The following is a 1,118-nucleotide window of genomic DNA, read 5'->3' as shown; positions in this document are numbered from 1 at the left end:
CCCCCTGCTTTCCCTACGAAAGTTGCGTCCCATATGATGAAGTCCTAACTTTAGTTTCCTACGTACCGAGAGTGGTAGTTGGAAGAGTAGTTCGCATATCCGCTAGGACACCCGTATATTTGAGATAATGGAATATACAAGTGCTTCTCGGCGAGCTGAGCAGTTAGCTGCTTTCGGACGCCTTCTTGATGTGTTGGACCGCCTCCGGGCCGAATGCCCCTGGGACCGAAAACAGACTATGGAGAGCTTGCGCCACCTCACCATAGAAGAAACCTACGAACTCAGTGATGCTATTCTGCGCAAGGACCTACCAGACGTTCAGAAGGAACTAGGCGATGTGATGTTACATCTAACCTTCTACGCTAAGATAGCAAGCGAGCAGGGCGCTTTTGATATTGCGGATGCGTTGAACGCTCAGTGTGAAAAGCTAATCTTCCGCCATCCTCACATTTATAGCGATGTAAAAGCTGAAACCGAGGATGACGTAAAGCGCAATTGGGAACAACTAAAGCTTCGTGAAAAGGGTACTACGTCCGTATTAGGCGGGGTCCCCGTTTCCTTACCCGCTTTAGTTAAAGCGATGCGCGTGCAAGAGAAAGCACGTGGCGCAGGCTTTGACTGGGAAAAGCCCGAACAAGTCTGGGAAAAGGTACAAGAGGAACTAGAAGAGTTCCGAGTTGAGTTTGCGGTTCAGGAACCCAACCAAATTGAGCAGGAGCGCGCCACCGCCGAGTTCGGAGACCTACTGTTTTCACTGGTCAATTTTGCTCGTCACGCCGGTATCAACCCGGAAGAAGCACTCGAAAGAACCAACCGAAAGTTTATCCAACGTTTTCAATACTTGGAAACTGCATCTGCACAGGATGGTCATCGTCTTCAGGATTTATCCCTCGCTCAAATGGACCAATACTGGGAAGAAGCCAAATCAATCCAAGTTTCGTCTGAGTCCTCAAACAGCGAGAAATAGCCTTTTTAAAGGACTCGAATTGGTTTAAAGCGTTTAAAGCCATTTTTCATTTGGCGGCACACAGGTTTTTACTTAGGTTTGCCAAGGCTAGCCCCACTTTTGGAACAGGCCCCGCGCACGAGCAGACCCACGTTATTTATGGCCTACCAGC

Annotated in this window: 1 protein-coding gene; it reads left to right on the top strand. The window is 48.9% G+C overall.

Annotation, left to right across the window (positions count from 1 at the left end; all coding sequences use genetic code 11):
* Positions 1–127 precede the first annotated feature (127 nt).
* A complete protein-coding gene (gene mazG / locus VI25_RS21420) occupies positions 128–967 on the top strand; it encodes a nucleoside triphosphate pyrophosphohydrolase (protein ID WP_045689592.1) in 840 nt (279 codons plus the stop codon).
* Positions 968–1,118: the final 151 nt, after the last annotated feature.

Source organism: Hymenobacter sp. AT01-02, from assembly GCF_000961955.2.
GTDB lineage: Bacteria > Bacteroidota > Bacteroidia > Cytophagales > Hymenobacteraceae > Hymenobacter > Hymenobacter mucosus.
The sequence above is the reverse complement of the archived record's forward strand: the minus strand, read 5'-3'. Positions and strand labels throughout refer to the sequence as shown.

Coding starts and splice junctions, on each gene's coding strand:
- mazG (WP_045689592.1), top strand. CDS start 128: ATGGAATATACAAGTGCTTCTCGGCGAGCTGAGCAGTTAGCTGCTTTC.